The organism is Celeribacter sp. SCSIO 80838 (assembly GCF_056498065.1).
On sequence record NZ_JAZKMA010000001.1, the window covers coordinates 604,121 to 623,718 of the forward strand.

The window sequence follows — 19,598 nt, forward strand, 5'->3', positions numbered from 1 at the left end:
CGTAGGTGGGGCTTTTTTTATGCGTATTGACCTATGACCTCCACGCCTCATGCCATCCGCCCGGTGCGTATGAGAGGGGAACTCGCTGAAACTCGCCGACACACAATCAAAAGTTGAAATGTGACTTTTCCCCGTCGGGGAAAACGCTCATACAGGCCGCAGACCTTTTCAATTCAACCACGTTTACAAAGCCATATGACACAGAACCGCCTTGATCGACATCTCCGCATCACCGTCGCCGCACTGACACGCAGACGCCCGCAAATGGTTCGGGCTCTGATTGCCTCTTGGGGAGGCATGGACCTGCCTGAAAACTGTACAACACGCTGTCTCATCGTCGAGAATGATGACCAGCCTCACACCCGCGACCTGATCGAGGCGGCCCCGGTGCTGCCGAACGGTCTGGAAATCGATTATGTGCTCGAACCCGAGGCTGGCATCTCCATCGCGCGCAATCGCGCCGCGAAGGAGGCTCTGGCGCAGGAAGCCGATCTTCTCATCTTCGTCGATGACGACGAGACCGTGGCGCAGGACTGGCTCGTCAAACTCATCGCGGGCTATCGTCAAAGCGACGCCGTGTTGTTGGGCGCGCCGCTGCGCATCGCCCCGGCCGTCGACAACCTGACGGCTTTCCAGTCCCTGATGTACAAGAGCTTGACCGAGTTCTATCAGAAACGGGAACAGCGCGCGGCAGAGACCGCCACGCTCAACACCCCGGGACGCGCGGTGATCGCCACGAACAACTGGCTCGTGGAAACCCGCATGTTTCGCGATGAGAACATCTGGTTCAACAAAAAGCTGCGTTTCGCGGGTGGCGAAGACACAGAGTTCCTCACCAACGTGCAGGCCCGCGGTTTTACCGTCGGATGGGTTGCGGATGCCCTGGTCTACGAGACCCTTCCCCCCGCACGTCTCAGCTTTATCTATCAATATCGCCGGACACGGGATCAATCCAACACGAACTTTCATCGCCGGATGCGCGAGAAACCGAAGGCGCGCTACAAAATCTTCCTGCGTATTCCCGGCAAGCTCATCCAGATAACTGTGATCCTGATCGCCCTGCCATTCAGCCCGACCCACTCGCTTCTGAAACTCGCCAAAACGGCGGGCGGCTTTTGGGGGAAACTCGGCGCTGCTCTGGGGACACGGTCCCGGCATTATACCTCGACCACCGGTCACTGAGCCCGTTCAGCCCCCGGCAAACCACCGTTTCGCCGCCAGATCCTCGACGCTTTCCGCCTCGATCTGATCGACCTTGCGCATCACGCGTCGAACATGATCCGCCTCGTTCTGGGTCATGTTCGAGCCGCGTGTGATCTTGGCCTGAAGCTCGCTGTTCGAGCGCGTGTAATAGTGGTTGAGCTGGATGTGATCCGCCGAATAGAACCCCGGCTTTTTGCGATCCCCGACCGAGGCCCGCACGCCCTTGTCGTTCACACTATCCCCCGAACCATCCGTCTCGATCGCATGCACCCTGAGCGCCGTAACGCGGCACGGGTCCACGATCATCTTGAAATTGCACATGCCTTTCAGGGGGCTCATCGGCTCCGGGTGCCGCCGTGTGTAATTCGCCACGATCCCGCCCTCCGGCGGTTCCTCGAACCCGTTGCGCCCGAACATATGCCACGGCAGCGAGATGTTCACCGCGCCCTCCAGATGCATCAGACATTCTGGCAAAGTCTCCGCCGATTTCGGCACCAGAAACTCATCCACGTCGATAAACGACATCCAGCGGAACTGATCCCCGAAATTCGCCACCGCATGGGCATAGGCCAGCACCTGATTGTGGATCTCCGCCCCCGACCCGTCGCGCAGCTTCTGGTGCCACGGAATGACGGTCACATTCTCGATCCCGACAGCGGCGACCAGTTGCACCAGCGTGCCGTCCGTCGAGCCGTTGTCATAGACGTAGAAATGCCGCACGCCCGCCTTGGCATGAAACCGGCCCCATTCGCCGATATGGCGCTCCTCATTGCGCACGATGAGGACAATCGCGATTCCGTGCCGGTCGGCCATGGGCGCGGGCGGATCGAGTGCGATGCGGGAGATGGATTTGGTGCGGCGCAGTGCTGAAAACATGAAAAACCCCTGTTCGCGGGCAGCCTAATGAATTGGGCCACGGGCGAACAGGGGCGATTTTTACCGGCTTGCGCCGAAAGCCTTAGGCTTTCACGAAACGCAGGTAGGGCAGTTTGATGTCCACCTCGCCGAATTTCTCGGCAGCCTGTTCGTCGGAAAGCGACAGGGCGGCGATCACATCCTGACCCACGGTCCAGTTCGCCGGCGTCGCGAGCGGCACACCATAGGTTTTTTGCAACCCGTCGAGCGCGCGCAGCACCTCGGCAAAGTTCCGGCCCACGGACATCGGGTACAGCATGGAAAGCTGAAGCTTTTTGTCCGGGGAGATGATGAACAACGCCCGCACGGAGGCCGCATCGGCCGCGGTGGAGTTTTCATCGAGATAAGCGTCGGCCGGCAGCATGTCGTAGAGTTTCGACACGGCCAGATCGGTGTCGCCGATGATCGGGAAACCCGCCGGAGCGCCGGAGAAGGCTTCGATGTCTTTTTTCCAGGGGCCGTGCTCTTCGACCGGGTCAGTGGAGAGGCCGATGACCTTCACGCCGCGCTTTTCCCATTCTGCGGAAAGCTGCGCCACGGCGCCGAATTCGGTGGTGCAGACCGGGGTGAAGTCTTTCGGGTGGGAGAACAGGATGGCCCAGCTGTCGCCGATCCACTCGTGGAAGTCGATCTCACCTTGGTCGGTTTTGGCGGTAAAGTTCGGAACGATGTCGTTGATGCGAAGACCCATGGTCATCTCCTCTGTATAAGTGCGTCGTCTGGTAACTTAGATACATTCTAAAAGCGGAATTTCCACCCCGTTTTCGACAACCGCGACAAATTTACTCGGGTTTACTCAAAACGGGCATTTCGCGGTGAACGAAAGCCCCGCCCCGCCGTCCGGGTGGCGAATGCGCAATTGCTCGGCATGAAGCATCAGACGCGGCGCATCCCGGGCCTCTCCCTCGGCATAAAACGGGTCCCCCATGATCGGATGCCCGATGGCCAGCATATGCACGCGCAACTGATGCGACCGCCCGGTCTTGGGCATCAACCGCACCCGCGTCTGGTTGCCCTCGTAGCGCACCACGCGCCAATCGGTCACCGCCGGTTTGCCGGTCTCGTGACAGACCATCTGCTTCGGACGGTTCGGCCAGTCGACGATCAGCGGCAGGTCCACCGTGCCGGTCTTCTCCGCGATATGGCCATGCACCCAGGCGACATAGGTCTTTTTCGCCTGACGTTTCTCGAACTGCAAGCCAAGGTGACGCTGCGCATGGGGCGTCATCGCAAAGACCATCACCCCGGAAGTGTCCCGGTCCAGCCGATGCACCAGCAAAGCCTCCGGGAAGGTCGCCTGAATGCGCGACATCAGACAATCGGCCAGATGCTCGCCCTTGCCCGGCACGGACAAGAGCCCCGAAGGTTTGTCCACCACGAGGATCTCATGATCCAGATGCAGGATATTGAGCGGGTCTTGCGGGGGATTGTAATCGTCACTCATCGCGGCCTCTTTCGTCTCCCCGCGCGGGTATCACGCCCGGATCACATTGGCAAAGACGCTGTCGAGAATCCCGCCAAGCCGCCCGGCATCCTCCTCGGTGAACGCATCGGGGAAATCGCTGTCGAGATCGAACACGCCCAGAAGCTGCCCTTTCGCATTTTGCACCGGAAGCACAAGCTCCGAACGCGTCGAGGAGGCGCAGGCGATATGGCCCTCGAAGGCCTCCACATCCGGGACAAGCTGCACCGTCCTCGTGCGCGCACAGGCACCGCAAACCCCGCGCGCGAACGGGATCACCAGGCACCCATGCCCGCCCTGATACGGCCCGATCTTCAAAAGCCCTTCGGAAACAACACGGTAGAAACCCGTCCAGTGGAACCGATCATCCGAGTGGTGCACTTCGCAGGCCACGGTGGCCATCAGCGCAACCTCATCCGTCTCCCCGGCACAGAGTGCGGCGACCCGTGCCGACAATCCGTCGTAATCCGGCATGCTTTTCTCCCTTTTCCTGCTTCGCGCAAACCCATTGGTAAGATTTCCGCCGTAGGATCAACCCCGATCTAGAAACGAAGGTACGGCAAAAGGTACGGCATATGAAACTGACCCATCAGGATTTTGATGACGTGCGAATCGTGAGCGTCGTCGAAAACCGCATCGACGCGGCCTGCGCCATTCAGTTCAAGGACGAGATGCGCGCGCTGAGCGACAGTGGCCCGGCGCGCATTCTCCTCGATCTCGGAAATGTCGAATTCCTCGACAGTTCCGGGCTCGGCGCCGTGGTCGCCGCGCTCAAGGCCGTGCGTCACGGCCAACGCCTCGAACTCGCCGCCCTGCACCCCACCGTGCAACGGGTCTTCCATCTCACACGCATGGATACCGTCTTTACCATTCACGCCAGTGTCGCGGCCGCGGTCGAGGGCATTGCGAATGCGTCCTGAGGGCAATCTCAAACGTCAGGAGACCTGGGAGGTCCCGCCCGAACCGAAAGACCACGCGTTGAGACTCATCCTTCCGGCAACCGAAGCCGCGGTACGCCGCGGGTTGGCCAGTATCAAACACGGGCTGGGCGCGGGTAACTATGGCCCGGACGAGCTTGCCAGTCTCGAAATCGTTCTGGCCGAGGCGCTCAACAACATCGTCGAACATGCCTATGCGGATCGCTCCGACGGCATGATCGAAATCCACCTGTGCCAGACGGCCAAAGGTCTCTGGTGCACCATCCTCGACAATGGCCAGATGATGCCCGGCGGCGAACCGCCCCTCGGCCGCCGCGCCGATCTCAATTGCGACATCGCCGATCTGCCCGAGGGCGGCTTTGGCTGGTTTCTGATCCGGGAACTGGCGCACGATCTGGAATATATCCGAGAAGGCGATCACAACCGCCTCTGCTTTCGCATGTCGATCGGCCAGATGGCCTGACAGATCCGCCCTTCCGAACCGCCCTTTGCGTCGGCTCAGTTCAACTGGAAATGCAGCGGATACGCGCCATCCTCGAACGGGCCGAACAGATCGTCGAGATCCGGATGTTGAACCGGCTCCCCGGAATAATCCGCCACAAGGTTCTGCTCCGACACATAGGCGACGTAAAAGCTCTGATCGTTTTCCGCGAGCAGGTGGTAAAACGGCTGATCCTTGCTCGGGCGCACATCCTCGGGAATGGCGGCATACCATTCCTCGGTGTTGGAGAACATCGCGTCGACATCGAACACGACACCGCGGAAACTGTGTTTCCGGTGCCGGACAACCTGTCCCAGATGATATTTGGCGCGTGATGACATCATGACGTTGCAACCCTCATACTTGGTTAGTAGACCTTTAAAACGGTCTCTGTCCACGGGGGGCAGCCCGGGAAATGGGAAACAGTCTGTGAACCTTGTTTTGACAGTGCTCGAAATCGTGACACCGGTGTTCCTTCTGGCGCTGATCGGCTTCACCTGGGTCAAGACCGGCCACGAATACCGGCTCGAATTCGTCACCAAGCTCACCATGACCCTCTCCGTGCCCGCGCTGATCTTCACCGCTCTGGTCAAGGCTGACATCGAACCCGCCGCGCTCTCGGCGCTCTCGCTGGCCTCGGTCGTCGCCTATGGCGGGGTCACAATCGCCGCCTGGGGCGTCGTCAAACTGATGGGTCTCGACAGCCGCACCTATCTCGCCCCGCTGATCTTCGGCAACACCGGCAACCTCGGCCTGCCGCTCGCGCTCTTCGCCTTTGGCGAGGCGGGGCTGAGCTATGCCGTCGTCGTCTTTGCTGCCATGGCGCTCTGGTCCTTCACCTTCGGGGTCTATGTCACGGCAGGCGGCGGCTCTCTCGGCAAGGCGTTCAAGGAACCGCTGGTCTGGGCCACGGCGCTTGGTGCACTCTTCCTCTGGCAGGGCTGGACGCTCCCGACCTTTGCGATGAACACGCTCTCGCTCTTGGGCCAGATCGCCATCCCGCTGATGCTCATCACCTTGGGCGTCGCCGTCGCACGCCTGCATCCCCACGGCCTCGGCCGCGCCGCCGTCATGGCCGTCGGCAAGGTCGTGCTCTGCGCCGGCATCGCCGCCCTCGCCGGGCTCTGGTTCAACCTCGATCCGGTGCCCTTCGCCGTGCTCGTCGTCCAGATCGCCACCCCGGTCGCCGTCACCTCCTACATGCTGGCGGAGAAATACGGCGCGGATTCGGATGCGGTCGCCGCCCTCGTCGTCTCCTCGACGCTGCTGTCGGTGATCTACCTTCCGGTCCTCCTCGCCCTGCTGATCTGAGCGATTTCGACACGCCCCCGTTCACAGGAATGCCATTTCACAGCTGCGCCAAATCCGCTATGCTGTCGGGAAATATAAAGCGAGAGGCAGTTATGAGCAGACGTCTTCGCGCACTCACGGTTTTTCTTCTGCTGTCCGCCTGTGGCGGAGGCTATAACAGTGCGCCCAGAAATCTCGACAACGCATGTTCCATTCTGGACCAGCGCCCGACCTATTTGCGCGCGATGAAAAAATCCGAACGCAAATGGGGCATCCCGGTTTATGTCCAGATGGCGACCTTCTATCAGGAAAGCAAATTCGACGGCGATGCCCGCACACCGCACCAGTTCGTGCTCAACGTGATCCCGATGGGGCGGCAAAGTTCGGCCTTCGGCTACGCTCAGGCGCTCGACGCCACATGGGACGAATATCGCGTGGAGCAGAACCGCCGGGGCGCCAAACGCACCCGGATCGAGGACGCCACCGATTTCATGGGCTGGTACATGGCCGAATCTTCCGAACGCCTCGGCATTTCGAAATACGACGCCCGCAACCAGTACCTCGCCTATCACGAGGGCCGCAGCGGCTATGCCCGCGGCAGCTACAATTCCAAAGCCTGGCTCGTGCGGGTCGCCGGTTCCGTCGCCGACCGCGCCGAGGTCTACCGCCAGCAGCTCACCGCTTGCGGCAAGATCTGAACCGGATCAGTCGAGCGGCGTACCCCGCCGCTTGGCTTCCGTGCGGATGTTGAACTCCCCGTCCGGCACCGAACCGCCCAGTTTCATCTTGGTGAGCTGAACCGTGGTCGCCCCGCCGGTCTCATCATGGATCACCCAGGCCTTGAGCACCGGGGTCGCACTGAAAATCATGTCGATGGAGCCGTATTCCGGGTGATCCGGGTCCTGCGCCCGCACAACCGTATCGCCATTCTGTTCGGTGTGCGACACCACCATCTTGGCTTTGCTCAGATCGACATTGCGCGCCAGCATCAGGGACAGCGGCGTCTGCGACAGCGGAAACCGCTGCGGCGGCTCGTTGGAGCCGGGATCGAACACCGCGACCTGACCGCCCGACACCAGCACAAGCGCATCGTTCCCCCCCCCGTAATCGAGCCGCATCCGCCCCGGGCGTTTGATCGTCACGGCACCTTGCGACCGCGAGCCGTCGTCATTGATCTGGGTGAATTCCGCCTCGACCGTTCCGAGACCGTTGAGGTAGCTCGAAATCGTCGAGAGCGGCAGTTTCTCCGCCGCCGCAGGACCGGCGAAGGAGAGGGCGACAAGGGCAGGCGCGAGGACCTTGAGGGAGGCCCGCACAGGGGCACTGAGAATCTGTTTCATGCCTGAGATATAGCCGCTCCCGACGCGACTTCCACCTCTCCTGACTTCACAGGTCGCGGAACTCCGCGTGAGCTTACTGCTCCGGCACCAGAATCTCGCGCTTGCCGACATGGTTCGCAGGCGACACCACACCCTCGTCCTCCATCTGCTCCACCAGACGCGCGGCCTTGTTATAGCCGATCGCCAGTTTGCGCTGGATGTAGGAGGTCGAGCATTTGCGATCCTTGATCACGATGGCCACCGCCTGATCGTAAAGTGCATCCTCGCCCGAGGTATTGCCACCGGTGCCAAGCCCGAGAACCGCGTCGATATCGGCGGATTTCTCGTCATCCGGCCCCTCGACCACCCCGCCGACGTAATCCGGCGGACCGTAGGCCTTGAGGTAGGAAACGATCTTTTCGACCTCCTCGTCCGACACGAACGGCGCGTGACAGCGGGTGATCCGGCCACCGCCGCCCATGTAGAGCATGTCGCCCATGCCCAAGAGCTGTTCGGCGCCCTGCTCGCCCAGAATGGTGCGGCTGTCGATTTTCGAGGTCACCTGAAACGAAATCCGCGTCGGGAAGTTCGCCTTGATCGTGCCGGTGATGACGTCCACGGAGGGGCGCTGCGTCGCCATGATCAGGTGAATCCCCGAGGCCCGCGCCATCTGCGCCAGACGCTGGATACAGGCCTCGATCTCCTTGCCCGCCACCATCATCAGGTCGGCCATCTCGTCGACGACAACGACGATGAACGGCAGCGCGACGGGCCGGAATTCCTCGGTCTCGAAAATCGGATCGCCGGTCTCCTCGTCAAACCCGGTCTGCACCGTGCGGGAGAACATCTCGCCCTTCGCAAGCGCCTCTTTGACGCGCCCGTTATAGCCGTCGATGTTGCGCACGCCCATTTTGGACATCTTGCGATAGCGGTCTTCCATCTCTGCGACGACCCATTTCAGCGCCACAACCGCCTTTTTCGGATCGGTCACAACCGGGCTCAGAAGGTGCGGGATGCCGTCGTAAACGGAGAGTTCGAGCATCTTCGGGTCGATCATGATCATCCGGCATTCTTCCGGCGTCAGCTTGTAGAGAAGCGACAGAATCATCGTGTTGATCGCCACCGATTTCCCGGACCCGGTGGTCCCGGCAATCAGCAAGTGCGGCATCTTCGCAAGGTTCGCGACAACCGCATCGCCGCCGATATCCTTGCCAAGCGCCAGCGGCAGCGAATGCTTGCCGTCGCCATAATCGCGCCCCGACAGAATCTCGCGGAAGGACACCATTTCGCGGTGTTCGTTCGGCAATTCGATCCCGATCACCGAGCGCCCCGGCACGGTCGAGACACGCGCGGACAGCGCCGACATCGAACGCGCAATATCGTCCGCCAGACCGATCACCCGGCTGGCCTTGAGACCCGGCGCGGGCTCGAGCTCGTACATGGTCACGACCGGCCCCGGACGCACCGACACGATCTCGCCCTTCACACCGTAATCGTCGAGCACATTCTCCAGCATCCGGGCGTTCTCTTCGAGCGCCTCGTCGGACAGCGTATGCCGCACGATATTGACCGGGTTCTCCAGCAGAGACAGCGGCGGAACCTCGTATTCGGCCTCTTTCGGGTCGAATTTCAGGCTGGGCTGCGCCTCTGCCTGGGCCTGTTTCGACGGCACGACCGGTTTGCGCACCGGGTGCTGCACCACGCGTTTCGCCTCGGGGGCTGCGGGTTGCGCAGGTTCGAACCGGGCGGGCTGCGGCGCGATATACTCCGGCGTCTCCAGCGCCTCATAGGCATCTTCGTAATCTGTCTCATAGGCTTCGAGCGGAACGTAATCCGTCTCATAGCCATCGCTCTCATAACCGGCGGCCTCATACCGGGGCGCCTCATAAGCCTGCGCCTCGTAGCCGTCGTAACCCGTATCATAGGCGTCATAGGCCTCAACAGGCTCCGCCACATCGATCATTTCCGCCACAGGTGCGCTGAGCGGCGGCGTCGCCGGGCGCGTCGTGTCGAGGATCATCGGGCGTGGGCCCTTCTTGTATTTCGCCACGGCCTTTTGCGCCGCACTCATCGGCGGCTCGACACGGGTCGCGCCCGGCACAATCGCCCGCGATCCGGCACGCGCCCGCGAGTTGATCACATTGGCGATCTTCGAACGGATGCGGTCGTCCTGCCCCGGCAGCATCTCCACATCGGGGGCCAGATCCGGCTCGATCAGCTCGGGCTCCGGGTCTTCCACCGTGTTGCGTTTCAAAAGCGTCGGCATCTTGGCAAAGAGCGACGGCTTGGCCTCCACCTCCGGCGCGGGCATCGGTGCCGCGACCGGCGCCGCAACCGATGCGGAAACATGCGCCTCGCGCACATCGGCACGGATCACCCGCGACCCGTGAGGCGCGGCCTGCTGCGTCTGTTGCGTCTGCCGCATCTGGGCGTCAAAGGCGGCCTGTTCCTCGGCGATCTGACGCTGCTCTTCCCGGCGCGCCTCACGACGCGCCGCCGCCTTCTCCGCCATGCGCTGGCCGAGATGCACCGACCCGCGCGCGCTGCGCCCCATCAGGTGCAGCATCAGCGCATAAAGCGACACCAGTCCCCAAAGCAGATAGCGCCCGAGGTCGATCATCTCGGCGCGGGTAAACCCGAAGGCGAACAACGCCAGCGCGAGCGCCGTAAAGAACGACAGCAAGGCCAGAAATTTAAGGCTGAGCGCCGCACCGAAAGGCACGATCTGGATCAGCGCCGCCAAAACCGTATCGCCGAACAGCCCCCCGAAAGATTGCGGCAGGCTGGAGGCATGGGTCGAGGCATAGATCGCCGCCACCGCAATGGCGATCGGCACGAAGACCGCCCGCGACAAGGCTCGATCAGAGCCCCGGTGCAACAGATACCGAAGACCCCAGGCCGCAAACCCAAGCGGAAAGCCCCAGGAAGCCACCCCGACGATGATCATCAGAGGCGAGGCGATCGAGGCGCCGAAACGCCCGAGAATATTGTTCACCGGCGCTTCCGTCGCCGACAACCAGCTCGGGTCCTCCGGCGCGTAACTTCCCAGCAGCAGCGCAAAGATCAGCCCGACCGCCACGAGACCGAGCCCGATCAGCTCCTGCCCCCGGCGTTCCAGCAAGATCTGGGTGTTTTTGTCGAACAGCGGATCGCGACCACGTGCCTGATAGGATGCCATGCCTGCCTCTTACCTTAACCGTACAAACAGTCGCGGAGCTGGATCAGCCCGCGCTGTGTCTCTTCTTTTGGGGCCACCAGGGCGACCCGGATGTAATGCTTGCCGGGGTTCTCCCCGTTCACCTCGCGCGACAGATAGGCCCCGGGCAAGACCCGCACACCGGTCTCTGTCCAAAGCTTCATCGCCGCCTCTTCGCCGTCATTGACCGGCAGCCAAAGGAAAAATCCCGCCTGCGGCGCCTGCGCGCCTTGAATGCCCGAAAACACCTCGTCGGCCATGTCGAATTTCTCGACGTAAAGCTTGCGCGAGGCGATGACGTGCTCCTCATCGGCCCAGACACGGGCCGAAACCGCCTGAATCGGACCGGGCAGCGGTGCGCCGGAATAGGAGCGAAGCCGCCGGATGCGGAGCATATTCTCCGGTCCCGAGGCCACGAAGCCGGAGCGCAGCCCCGGAAGGTTCGAGCGTTTCGAGAGCGAATGGAAAATCACCACGCGCTCGGGATCGGCCCCCATCTCGCGCGCCACTTGCAAGGCACTGACGGGCACGTCGTCGCGGTAAATCTCGGAATAGCACTCGTCGGAAAACACTTTGAAATCGTGTTTTTCCGCCAGCGAAATCAAATCGCGCAGATAATCGCGCGAGGCAATCGCGCCCTGCGGGTTCGACGGGCTACAGATATAGGCAATCGCCGTACGGTCCAGAACCTCTGTGGGCAACCCCGCGTAATCCGGCAAAAATCCGGTCTCGCGCGTCGCAGGCACGAACACCGGTTCGGCCCCGATGGTCGTCGCGGCAACGGCATAGACCTGATAAAACGGGTTGGGCGTCAGCACGACCGGCTGTTTGCCATTCTTGGTTTCCGGGCAGAGCGCGATACAGGCGTTCATCAACCCCTCGCGCGTGCCGTTGAGCGCCATGATGTCAGTGACGGGATCGACCCTCACGCCGAAACGGCGCTTGAGCCACCCGGCAATGGCGTCCAAAAGCGCGTCTGTGCCATTGTTGTTCGGATATTTTGCAAAGCCCGCGAGATTTTCCGCCAACACGTCGCCCACAAACGGCGGCATGGCGTGGCGCGGCTCGCCGATGGTCATATGCAGGACCTCGCCCCCCGGCGCATGCGCGTCGAGAAGGCTCCGCAAACGCGGAAAGGCGTATTCCGGCAGGTTGGAAAACCGCTCAGGGAACATCATGAAACTGCTACTGCCTCTGTATTTCCGGATCTTTTCGCCCGGGTGTTTGGGATCAAGATAACCGGGCCGGGCCGATTGGTCCAGAAAAAGACGGGCCGCCCAAGCGCCCTCCCGCAATGGTTGTGACTTTTAGGCCAGAACACTCAGGCCAGAACACTCACGCGAGCGCCGCCTCAGCTGCCGCACCCAGCCGCAACAGCCGTGCTTCGCTCATCGGCGGCGTTTGCAGGATCACGCCACAGGACGGAACCCCGGTCGGAAGCGTCAGCGCGGTCAGCCCCATGAGGTTGCCGACCCGCGTATTACGCAGCGCCAGAAGGTTTTCGGTGACGTAATACTCCGCATCCGTCATCAGCCGCTCCGCATTGGGCGGCAGGATCGGCGCGGTCGGCAGGATGACCGCGTCATAGCCCGCCGTCGCCGCAAGATAGTCCGCCCGCAGATGCGCGAGTTTCTTCCACCCGGCGACGAAATCCGCGCCATTAAACACCCCGCCCGAGCGGAACCGCTCAAGAATGCGCGGGTACATCACATCGGGATTGGCCTCAATCACCTCGCGCCATTCGGCATAGGCCTCGGTGGTAAACAGAATGCCGGACAGGTCCATCGCCTCGGTGACCGCCGGTATCTCCGCACGGATCACCTCCGCCCCGGCCTCCCGGAATTTCTGCACCGACGCCTCAAACGCATCCAGAGGCGCGTCGCGGATGTCGTCGAACACCACGTTTTCAAGCACGAGCAAACGCTTACCCCTAAACGTCGCGCCTTTGAGATCCGGCGCAGGCGACCCGTGGAGAATGGCGAACACTTCTGCGGCATCCTCCACCGTCTTGACCAGAGGTCCGATGGTGTCAAACGCCGCCGCCAAGGGCACAACGCCCTCCAGCGGAATACGCCCCGCGGTGGTTTTCAGCCCGACAAGATCGTTCCACGCCGACGGAATGCGCACCGACCCGCCGGTGTCCGACCCGATCGCACCGGGCGCCAACCTGAACGCGACCGACCCCGCCGCCCCCGAAGACGACCCGCCCGACACGGCGGCATGATCGTTGACGCAGGGCGTCGTGGCCGTCACCGGATTAAGCCCCAGCCCCGAAAACGCCAGTTCCGACATATGCGTCTTGCCCAGCGCCACAAGCCCCGCGTTCGTTGCGCGCCGGAGCACTTCGGCGTCCCTCAATGGCACGCGGTCTTTCAACAAAGCCGATCCCGCCTCCGTCGCCACGCCCGCCGTGTCGAACAGGTCCTTCCACGACACCGGAACCCCGTCCAAAAGCCCGCGCCGCACCCCGTCGCGGGCACGCCCATAGGCCGCCTCCGCCTCCGCCATGGCGCGGTCTTCCATCATCCGCGCATAAATCCGATCCGCAAAAGGATGCGCCTTGGCCATATCCAGAAACGCCGCCGCCAGATCGCGCGGATCGACATCGCCCCTGCCGATGGCCCGCCCAAGATCGCTCATGCTCATCTCTGTATACTCGACCATCGTCCGCCCTTTCCTGTTGCCGTCGCAAAGTAGCGGCGCAGGAGCGCATGGACAATCCCGTCTCGCGCGTCATATTTGCGACAAGGAGGCTCTCATGACCCAGAACACCATGCCCAAAAGCGATCTCATCATTGTTGGCGGTGGCCTCAATGGCCCTGCTCTGGCGCTGGCCTCCGCAAATGCGGGCCTGACCGTGACGCTCATCGACAGCCTGCCGAAGCGCCTTCGCATCAGCGATGAATTCGACGGGCGCGGCTATGCGCTCTCGCTCGGGTCCTACAAATTGATGAAAGCGATTGGCATCTGGGGCAAGGTGGCGGCGCATGCCCAGCCGATCCTCGACGTAAAAGTCACCGACGGCAAACCCGGCGAAGGCCCCGCGCCTTTCATGCTCGAATTCCGCGACGGCGAGATTGACGAGAGCCCGATGGGTTACATGGTCGAGGACCGCTATATCCGTCAGGCCTTTCTCGAAGCGCTCGACGACCAGCCAAAAATCACCCAAGTCGAAGGCGAAGTCATCGCGCAAGACGTCACGCTGCATGGCGCGACAGTCACACTGAACGACGGCACCGAAATCGAAGGCAAGCTGATCGTCGGCTGCGACGGACGCCAATCCGGCACCGCGTTGCGCGCCGGGATCAAACGCACCGGCTGGGGCTATGGCCAGACCGCGCTGGTCTGCGCCATCTCGCACGAGCTACCCCACAACGGTGCGGCGCATCAGTATTTCCTGCCCTCCGGCCCGCTGGCGATCCTGCCGCTGCCGGGCAATCAAAGCTCCATCGTCTGGACCGAAAAAGACAAGCTCGCCGACGAGATTCAGGCGCTCTCCGATGAGGATTACCTCGCCGTTCTGCGGCCGCGTTTCGGGGATTTTCTGGGCGAGATTTCACTGGCCGGGAAACGCTTTACCTATCCTTTGAACATCACCTTGGCGAATGCCTTTACCGCCCCGCGCATCGCCCTTGTCGGCGATGCAGCGCACGGCATGCACCCGATCTCGGGTCAGGGTCTGAACGCCGGGCTCAAGGATGTCGGCGCATTGACCGAAGTCTTGGTCGAGGCGCATCGGCGCGGCGAAGACATCGGGCGCGAAGACGTTTTGGCGCGTTACGCGCAATGGCGACGGTTCGATGTGGCGACGATGGCGCTGATGACCGACAGCTTCAACAAGCTGTTTTCCAACGACAATCCCTTCCTGCGCGTGGCGCGGGACATCGGCATGGGCGCGGTGAACGCGATGGGTGGGCTGAAACGCGCCGCAATCCGCGAGGCGGCGGGGGTCAATGGCGACATCCCCAAACTGCTGCGCGGTGTGGCACTTTGAGCGCTTGAGTATTTCGGCAGCAAAGGAAACGGGCGCTCAGTCTTCGAGTTTGCGCGCCTCGGACACCAGCATGATCGGAATGCCGTTGCGGATCGGATAGGCGAGGCCTGCGGTTTTCGAAATCAGTTCCTGTTTCTCCGCATCATAGCTCAAAACGCCATGGGTTTGCGGGCAGACCAGCGCCTCGATCATCCGGCGGTCGAAAGTCGGTTGGGCATCCATCACATCATATCCTCGTCAGAGCCGCCATGCAGCGCGAATTCCATCAGCGTTATAAGCGTTTCGCGGCGGGTGGAAAGGGAGGGCGCTTCCAAAAGCGCCTGTTTGTCCTCGGGGCTGAACGGGCAGAGCATGGAAAGCGAGTTGATCAGCAATTCGTCTTCGGCCTGACCGAGGCTTTCCCAATCGGTGCGCAATTCCTCTTCGCAGAAATAGCGTTTCAGCAGGTCCATGAAGGGTTTGCGCATCAGCCCCGGATCGTGTTCCGCGGCACCGAGATCGGCCACGAAATCGGACCAGTCCACGGTGAATTTGCGATAGGGGCAGAACCCGGTGGTCTCCGCCAGAAGCCGGAACCGCGACACGCCGGTGAGCGTGATCATGTAGCGCCCGTCTTCGGTCTCGGAAAACGCCGTCAGACGTCCGGCACAGCCGATGGTGTTGAGCTTTCCGGCCCCCGCCCCGCTGCGCGGCTGGATCATGCCGATCAGACGCGCGGGCGTTTTCATGCAATCTTCGATCATCTGCAAATAGCGCGGCTCGAAAATATGCAGCGGCAGGCGAGACCGGGGCAACAAAAGTGCCCCGGGCAGTGGAAAGACGGGGATCGTCTCGGGAAGATCGGCTGCGCTCAACATGGTCTAAAGTTAGAACGCAAACGCGATCAGGCAAACAGCATCGACGACAATTTCCGACGTCCGTTCAGAACGATCGGATCGCTGGGCTTGAGGCTGTCGAAAATTTTGAACAGTTGCTCCTTGATCGCGCCATCGTTCCACTCACGATCCTGTTTGAACGCCGCCAGAAGCGTTGCGACGGCCTCTTCGACCTGCCCTGCGGCATGTTGCGCCACGGCAAGGTCAAACCGCGCCTGCATGTCGGTCGGGTCGGCCTCGACCTTGGCCGCCAGTTCTGCCACAGGACCGGCGTTTTCCGCCTCGCGTGCCAGAGCGATCTGGGCATGCACCGCCTCAAGCGCTGCGTCATGCGAGACCTCGGCAGGCGCGCCGTTCAGCACGGCTTCGGCCTGATCCAGCTCGCCTTTCGCGAGATGACATTTGGCAAGACCGGCATAGGCCCCGGCCAGTTTGTCGTCTTCCTCGAGGATCGCGGCATAGGTCTGTGCCGCGTCGTCGATCTCACCGGCTTCGAACATTTCGTCGGCGGCCGCGACCGCATCGGCGAGGCTTTCGTCCACGCTCAGCGCAGCGATCTTGGTCACGAATTCCTTGACCTGCGACGGCGGCAGCGCGCCTTGGAACCCATCCACCGGCTGCCCTTTATAAAAGGCATAGACGGTCGGGATCGACTGCACGCGCATCTGGCCCGCGATCATCTGGTTTTCGTCGACGTTGACCTTGGCCATCTTGACCTTGCCACCGGCGGCCCCGACCTCGGCTTCGAGAGCCGGGCCGAGTTGACGGCAAGGGCCACACCAGGGTGCCCAGAAATCGACGATCACAGGGGTTTCCTGAGAGGCATCAATCACCTCGGCCATGAAATCGGCCTCGGTAACATCTTTCACATATGCGCCATGCGCGGCGCCGTTGGTTTGTCCGAGATCCATTGTCGGTTCTCCCCTATCTGTTTGGCGTTCTATATGCGCCTTCATGCATGAGTTTTAAAGATCGAACGTCGCAAAGACCGGCGCGTGATCCGACGGTTGTTCCCAGCCCCGCGCTGCACGCAGAACCCGGCTGCCATGCGCCGCGTTCGAAATATCCCCGGTCGCCCAGATATGATCGAGCCGACGCCCCTTGTCCGCCGCACTCCAGTCTTTCGCCCGGTAAGACCACCACGAATAGAGCAGACCCTCGGGAATATCCTGCCGCGTGACATCGACCCAACCGCCAGCATCCTGCGTCTGCGCCAGATGTTCGACCTCGACGGGCGTATGCGACACGATTTTCAACAACTGCTTGTGGTTCCAGACATCGTCCTCACGCGGGGCAATGTTGAGATCGCCGACAAGGATGGATTTCTCCGGTTTCCCGGCATGAAACGCATCGCGCATCTCGGTGAGATAATCGAGCTTCTGGCCGAATTTCTCATTCACCTCGCGATCCGGCACATCGCCGCCCGCAGGCACATAGAAATTGTGGATCGTCACACCGTTTTCCAGACGCGCCGCCACATGCCGCGCATGTCCGAGCCCGGCGTAATCCTCCGCACCGGCCTCCTCAAGCGGCAGTTTCGAGAGGATCGCAACCCCGTTGTAACCCTTCTGCCCGCGCGCCACCATGTGCGTGTACCCAAGCGCCCGAAAGCCCTCCATCGGGATTTTTTCCACCGGCGATTTGCACTCCTGAAGGCAGAGCACATCGGGCGCCTCCTCTTCCAGAAGCTTCAGCACGATCGGCTCGCGCAGACGCACGGAGTTGATGTTCCAGGTGGCAAGGGTAAAGGGCATGGCGGGTCCTCGGATCAGATTTACGCCGAACCCTACCCGTCCGTCCGGGCCGTGACCACCCGAAAGCCGTGCAAACCCGTCCCTCGACTTACGCCCGGCACAAAGGCCGGGCGTAAGTCGAGGGACGAGGGACTGCACATCATTTCCCCGATGTGCGAGGGGTCTTCAGGGGATCAACGCGGGGCGGGTACAAAAGGTTCCCGCCTCGCGCCAAATCTCAGGACGCCAGACGATACCCGCCCGCCTCGGTCACAAGAATGCGCGCATTCGAGGGATCGGGCTCGATCTTTTGCCGCAGCCGGTAGATATGGGTTTCGAGCGTGTGCGTCGTCACACCGGCGTTGTAGCCCCAGACCTCGTGCAGCAACACATCACGCGGCACCACGCCTTCGGTCGAGCGATAGAGGAATTTGAGGATATTGGTCTCTTTCTCGGTCAGACGGATTTTCTTGTCGTCCTCCGTAACCAACATTTTCTGCGCCGGTTTGAACGTATACGGTCCAAGCTGGAAAACAGCCGCCTCCGATTGCTCATGGGTGCGGAGCTGGGCGCGAATGCGGGCCAGAAGCACCGGGAATTTGAACGGCTTCGTGACGTAATCGTTCGCGCCGCTGTCGAGACCCAGAATGGTGTCCGCATCCGTATCATGCCCCGTGAGCATCAAAATCGGACATTTCACACCGGATTTCCGCAGTCTTTTGCAAAGTTCGCGCCCATCCGTGTCGGGCAGGCCGACGTCGAGGATGATCAGATCGTAATGTCCTTCCTTCGACTTCTCCATGCCCGCAGCGCCGCAATCGGCTTCGAACACGTCGAAATCTTCGGTCATCACAAGTTGCTCGCTCAATGCCTCACGCAGATCGTCATCGTCGTCGACGAGCAGGATTTTCTTGAGAGTGGCCATCGCAGTGACCTCCTTTTGTTGTGCCTTGTCCGTGATCTGAGCGTGACGGCGGTAAAGAACAAGATTTGCAACAAAGCTCTCACGCAAGCGTGTCAAATCACCGCGAAATGTTTCACTTTATGACAAAGATCGCTACATCAGAGCTCTGACACGACAACGGACCGCCGCCATGAGCCTTGCCCCCACCCTCTCCGAGATCATCGCCCGCGCCCGCGCGGACATGCGCATGGGGGTGCCGGTGGTGCTCCGCTCCGAGGTGGGCCATGCGCTCGCCGTCGCCGCCGAAGACCTTTCGACCGAGCGTCTGGGCGATCTGCGCGCATTGGGCGAGGCCTATCTCGCCATCACCGCCCGGCGCGCCGAAACCCTCTCCGCCCGCGCCTATGATTCCGATCTCGCCCGTCTGATCCTGCCGACTGACGCCGATGTCGACTGGATCAACGCGGTGGCCGATCCCGCCGACGATCTCACCCATCCGATGAAAGGCCCGTTCCGCTCTCTGCGCGGCGGCAATGCGACCTGTGCCCGCGCCGCGATTGCGCTGGCGAAATCCGCCCGCCTTCTGCCCTCTGCCGTCATGGTCGATGTGGAAAACGGCTTCGAGATCGCCGCCGCCAACGGGCTCACCGTCCTGCCTGTCGAGGCCGCTTTGCCGTTGATGGCCGATCTCGCGCCGCTGCACGATATGATTCACGCCCGCGTGCCTTTGATCGCGTCCGAGAAATCCCGCGTCCATGTGTTCCGCCCCGAGGACGGCGGCGAAGAGCATTATGTCGTCGAGGTTGGTCGCCCGGATCGCAGCAAGCCCGTGCTGGCCCGCCTGCACTCCGCCTGCTTCACCGGCGATATTTTCGGCTCTCTGAAATGCGACTGCGGCCCGCAGCTTCACGCCGCCCTCAACCAGATGGGCGAAGAGGGTGAAGGCATTTTGCTCTATCTCAATCAGGAAGGCCGCGGCATCGGCCACGCCAACAAGATGCGCGCCTATTCCTTGCAGGATCAGGGATTCGACACGGTCGAGGCCAATCATCGCCTCGGCTTCGAGGACGACGAGCGCGATTTCCGCATCGGGGCGGCGATTCTCAAAGAGATGGGGTTCTCTGCCGTGCGCCTCCTGACCAACAACCCGAAAAAAATCGCCCGGATGGAAGATCAGGGCATCACCGTCACCGAACGCGTGCCGCTCAAGGTCGGCGAGAATCGCTTCAACGAAGCCTACCTCGCCACCAAGGCGCGCAAATCGGGGCACCTTCTGTGAGCAACGGTC

21 protein-coding genes are annotated in these 19,598 nt (G+C 61.8%); 7 read left to right on the forward strand and 14 right to left on the reverse strand.

The window, feature by feature from the left end:
- The first annotated feature begins 297 nt into the window (after positions 1-297).
- The gene (locus V1475_RS02905) at positions 298-1,182 is read left to right on the forward strand and encodes a glycosyltransferase family 2 protein (protein WP_479411550.1); all 885 of its coding nucleotides are present in this window, start codon (positions 298-300) and stop codon (positions 1,180-1,182) included.
- Positions 1,183-1,188: 6 nt separating this feature from the next.
- On the opposite strand, the gene V1475_RS02910 is transcribed toward V1475_RS02905, so the two are convergent.
- The 4 genes from V1475_RS02910 to V1475_RS02925 all read right to left on the reverse strand — a co-directional run bounded on the left by V1475_RS02910 (position 1,189) and on the right by V1475_RS02925 (position 4,054).
- The gene (locus tag V1475_RS02910; RefSeq protein WP_479411551.1) at positions 1,189-2,079 is read right to left on the reverse strand and encodes a glycosyltransferase family 92 protein; all 891 of its coding nucleotides are present in this window, start codon (positions 2,077-2,079) and stop codon (positions 1,189-1,191) included.
- 82 nt (positions 2,080-2,161) lie between these two features.
- Positions 2,162-2,809, reverse strand: a complete 648-nt coding sequence (locus tag V1475_RS02915; RefSeq protein WP_479411552.1) for a peroxiredoxin — start codon at positions 2,807-2,809, stop codon at positions 2,162-2,164.
- 105 nt (positions 2,810-2,914) lie between these two features.
- Positions 2,915-3,562: an RluA family pseudouridine synthase gene (locus tag V1475_RS02920; protein WP_479411553.1), complete on the reverse strand. Its 648-nt coding sequence runs from the start codon at positions 3,560-3,562 to the stop codon at positions 2,915-2,917.
- A 30-nt stretch (positions 3,563-3,592) separates the two neighbouring features.
- On the reverse strand, positions 3,593-4,054 hold the full coding sequence (locus tag V1475_RS02925) for a GAF domain-containing protein (protein WP_479411554.1): 462 nt from the start codon (positions 4,052-4,054) through the stop codon (positions 3,593-3,595).
- Positions 4,055-4,155: 101 nt separating this feature from the next.
- Between V1475_RS02925 and V1475_RS02930 the strand changes: the two genes are divergently transcribed.
- Both V1475_RS02930 and V1475_RS02935 read left to right on the forward strand, forming a co-directional pair.
- A complete protein-coding gene (locus tag V1475_RS02930; RefSeq protein ID WP_434289965.1) occupies positions 4,156-4,500 on the forward strand; it encodes an STAS domain-containing protein in 345 nt (114 codons plus the stop codon).
- Between the two features lie 58 nt (positions 4,501-4,558).
- Entirely contained in the window at positions 4,559-4,981 is a 423-nt protein-coding gene (locus tag V1475_RS02935) for an ATP-binding protein (protein ID WP_479411555.1), read from the forward strand.
- Positions 4,982-5,016: 35 nt separating this feature from the next.
- On the opposite strand, the gene hspQ is transcribed toward V1475_RS02935, so the two are convergent.
- The gene (gene hspQ, locus V1475_RS02940; RefSeq protein ID WP_066704595.1) at positions 5,017-5,343 is read right to left on the reverse strand and encodes a heat shock protein HspQ; all 327 of its coding nucleotides are present in this window, start codon (positions 5,341-5,343) and stop codon (positions 5,017-5,019) included.
- A gap of 85 nt (positions 5,344-5,428) precedes the next feature.
- On the opposite strand from hspQ, the gene V1475_RS02945 reads away from it, so the two are divergent.
- Positions 5,429-6,310 carry an AEC family transporter gene (locus V1475_RS02945; RefSeq protein WP_479411556.1) on the forward strand — a complete coding sequence of 294 codons (882 nt, stop codon included), beginning with the start codon at positions 5,429-5,431 and terminating at the stop codon, positions 6,308-6,310.
- Positions 6,311-6,402: 92 nt separating this feature from the next.
- Positions 6,403-6,987, forward strand: a complete 585-nt coding sequence (locus tag V1475_RS02950; protein ID WP_434289961.1) for a transglycosylase SLT domain-containing protein — start codon at positions 6,403-6,405, stop codon at positions 6,985-6,987.
- Between the two features lie 6 nt (positions 6,988-6,993).
- On the opposite strand, the gene V1475_RS02955 is transcribed toward V1475_RS02950, so the two are convergent.
- From V1475_RS02955 to V1475_RS02970, 4 genes are all read right to left on the reverse strand, one after another.
- The gene (locus tag V1475_RS02955; RefSeq protein ID WP_479411557.1) at positions 6,994-7,629 is read right to left on the reverse strand and encodes a LolA family protein; all 636 of its coding nucleotides are present in this window, start codon (positions 7,627-7,629) and stop codon (positions 6,994-6,996) included.
- A 73-nt stretch (positions 7,630-7,702) separates the two neighbouring features.
- A complete protein-coding gene (locus V1475_RS02960) occupies positions 7,703-10,786 on the reverse strand; it encodes a DNA translocase FtsK (RefSeq protein ID WP_479411558.1) in 3,084 nt (1,027 codons plus the stop codon).
- Between the two features lie 14 nt (positions 10,787-10,800).
- Positions 10,801-11,982: an aminotransferase class I/II-fold pyridoxal phosphate-dependent enzyme gene (locus V1475_RS02965; RefSeq protein WP_479411559.1), complete on the reverse strand. Its 1,182-nt coding sequence runs from the start codon at positions 11,980-11,982 to the stop codon at positions 10,801-10,803.
- Positions 11,983-12,139: 157 nt separating this feature from the next.
- A complete protein-coding gene (locus tag V1475_RS02970) occupies positions 12,140-13,450 on the reverse strand; it encodes an amidase (protein ID WP_479413947.1) in 1,311 nt (436 codons plus the stop codon).
- 112 nt (positions 13,451-13,562) lie between these two features.
- On the opposite strand from V1475_RS02970, the gene V1475_RS02975 reads away from it, so the two are divergent.
- Positions 13,563-14,798, forward strand: a complete 1,236-nt coding sequence (locus V1475_RS02975) for an FAD-dependent monooxygenase (RefSeq protein WP_479411560.1) — start codon at positions 13,563-13,565, stop codon at positions 14,796-14,798.
- Between the two features lie 36 nt (positions 14,799-14,834).
- Here the strand turns inward: V1475_RS02975 and V1475_RS02980 are convergent, their stop codons facing one another.
- From V1475_RS02980 to V1475_RS03000, 5 genes are all read right to left on the reverse strand, one after another.
- Positions 14,835-15,020, reverse strand: coding sequence for a Trm112 family protein (locus V1475_RS02980; RefSeq protein ID WP_066704610.1), 186 nt, complete (start codon positions 15,018-15,020; stop codon positions 14,835-14,837).
- Entirely contained in the window at positions 15,020-15,655 is a 636-nt protein-coding gene (locus tag V1475_RS02985; protein WP_479411561.1) for an LON peptidase substrate-binding domain-containing protein, read from the reverse strand. The genes V1475_RS02980 and V1475_RS02985 overlap by 1 nt, the downstream gene beginning before the upstream one ends.
- A 26-nt stretch (positions 15,656-15,681) precedes the next feature.
- Entirely contained in the window at positions 15,682-16,584 is a 903-nt protein-coding gene (locus V1475_RS02990; protein WP_434289954.1) for a thioredoxin family protein, read from the reverse strand.
- A 54-nt stretch (positions 16,585-16,638) separates the two neighbouring features.
- Positions 16,639-17,427, reverse strand: coding sequence for an exodeoxyribonuclease III (locus tag V1475_RS02995; RefSeq protein ID WP_479411562.1), 789 nt, complete (start codon positions 17,425-17,427; stop codon positions 16,639-16,641).
- A 217-nt stretch (positions 17,428-17,644) separates the two neighbouring features.
- Positions 17,645-18,331 (reverse strand): response regulator transcription factor, encoded by a 687-nt coding sequence (locus V1475_RS03000; RefSeq protein ID WP_066704619.1) that lies wholly within the window; start codon positions 18,329-18,331, stop codon positions 17,645-17,647.
- A gap of 169 nt (positions 18,332-18,500) precedes the next feature.
- Between V1475_RS03000 and ribA the strand changes: the two genes are divergently transcribed.
- Entirely contained in the window at positions 18,501-19,589 is a 1,089-nt protein-coding gene (gene ribA / locus V1475_RS03005) for a GTP cyclohydrolase II (RefSeq protein WP_479411563.1), read from the forward strand.
- The last annotated feature ends 9 nt before the right edge of the window (positions 19,590-19,598 follow it).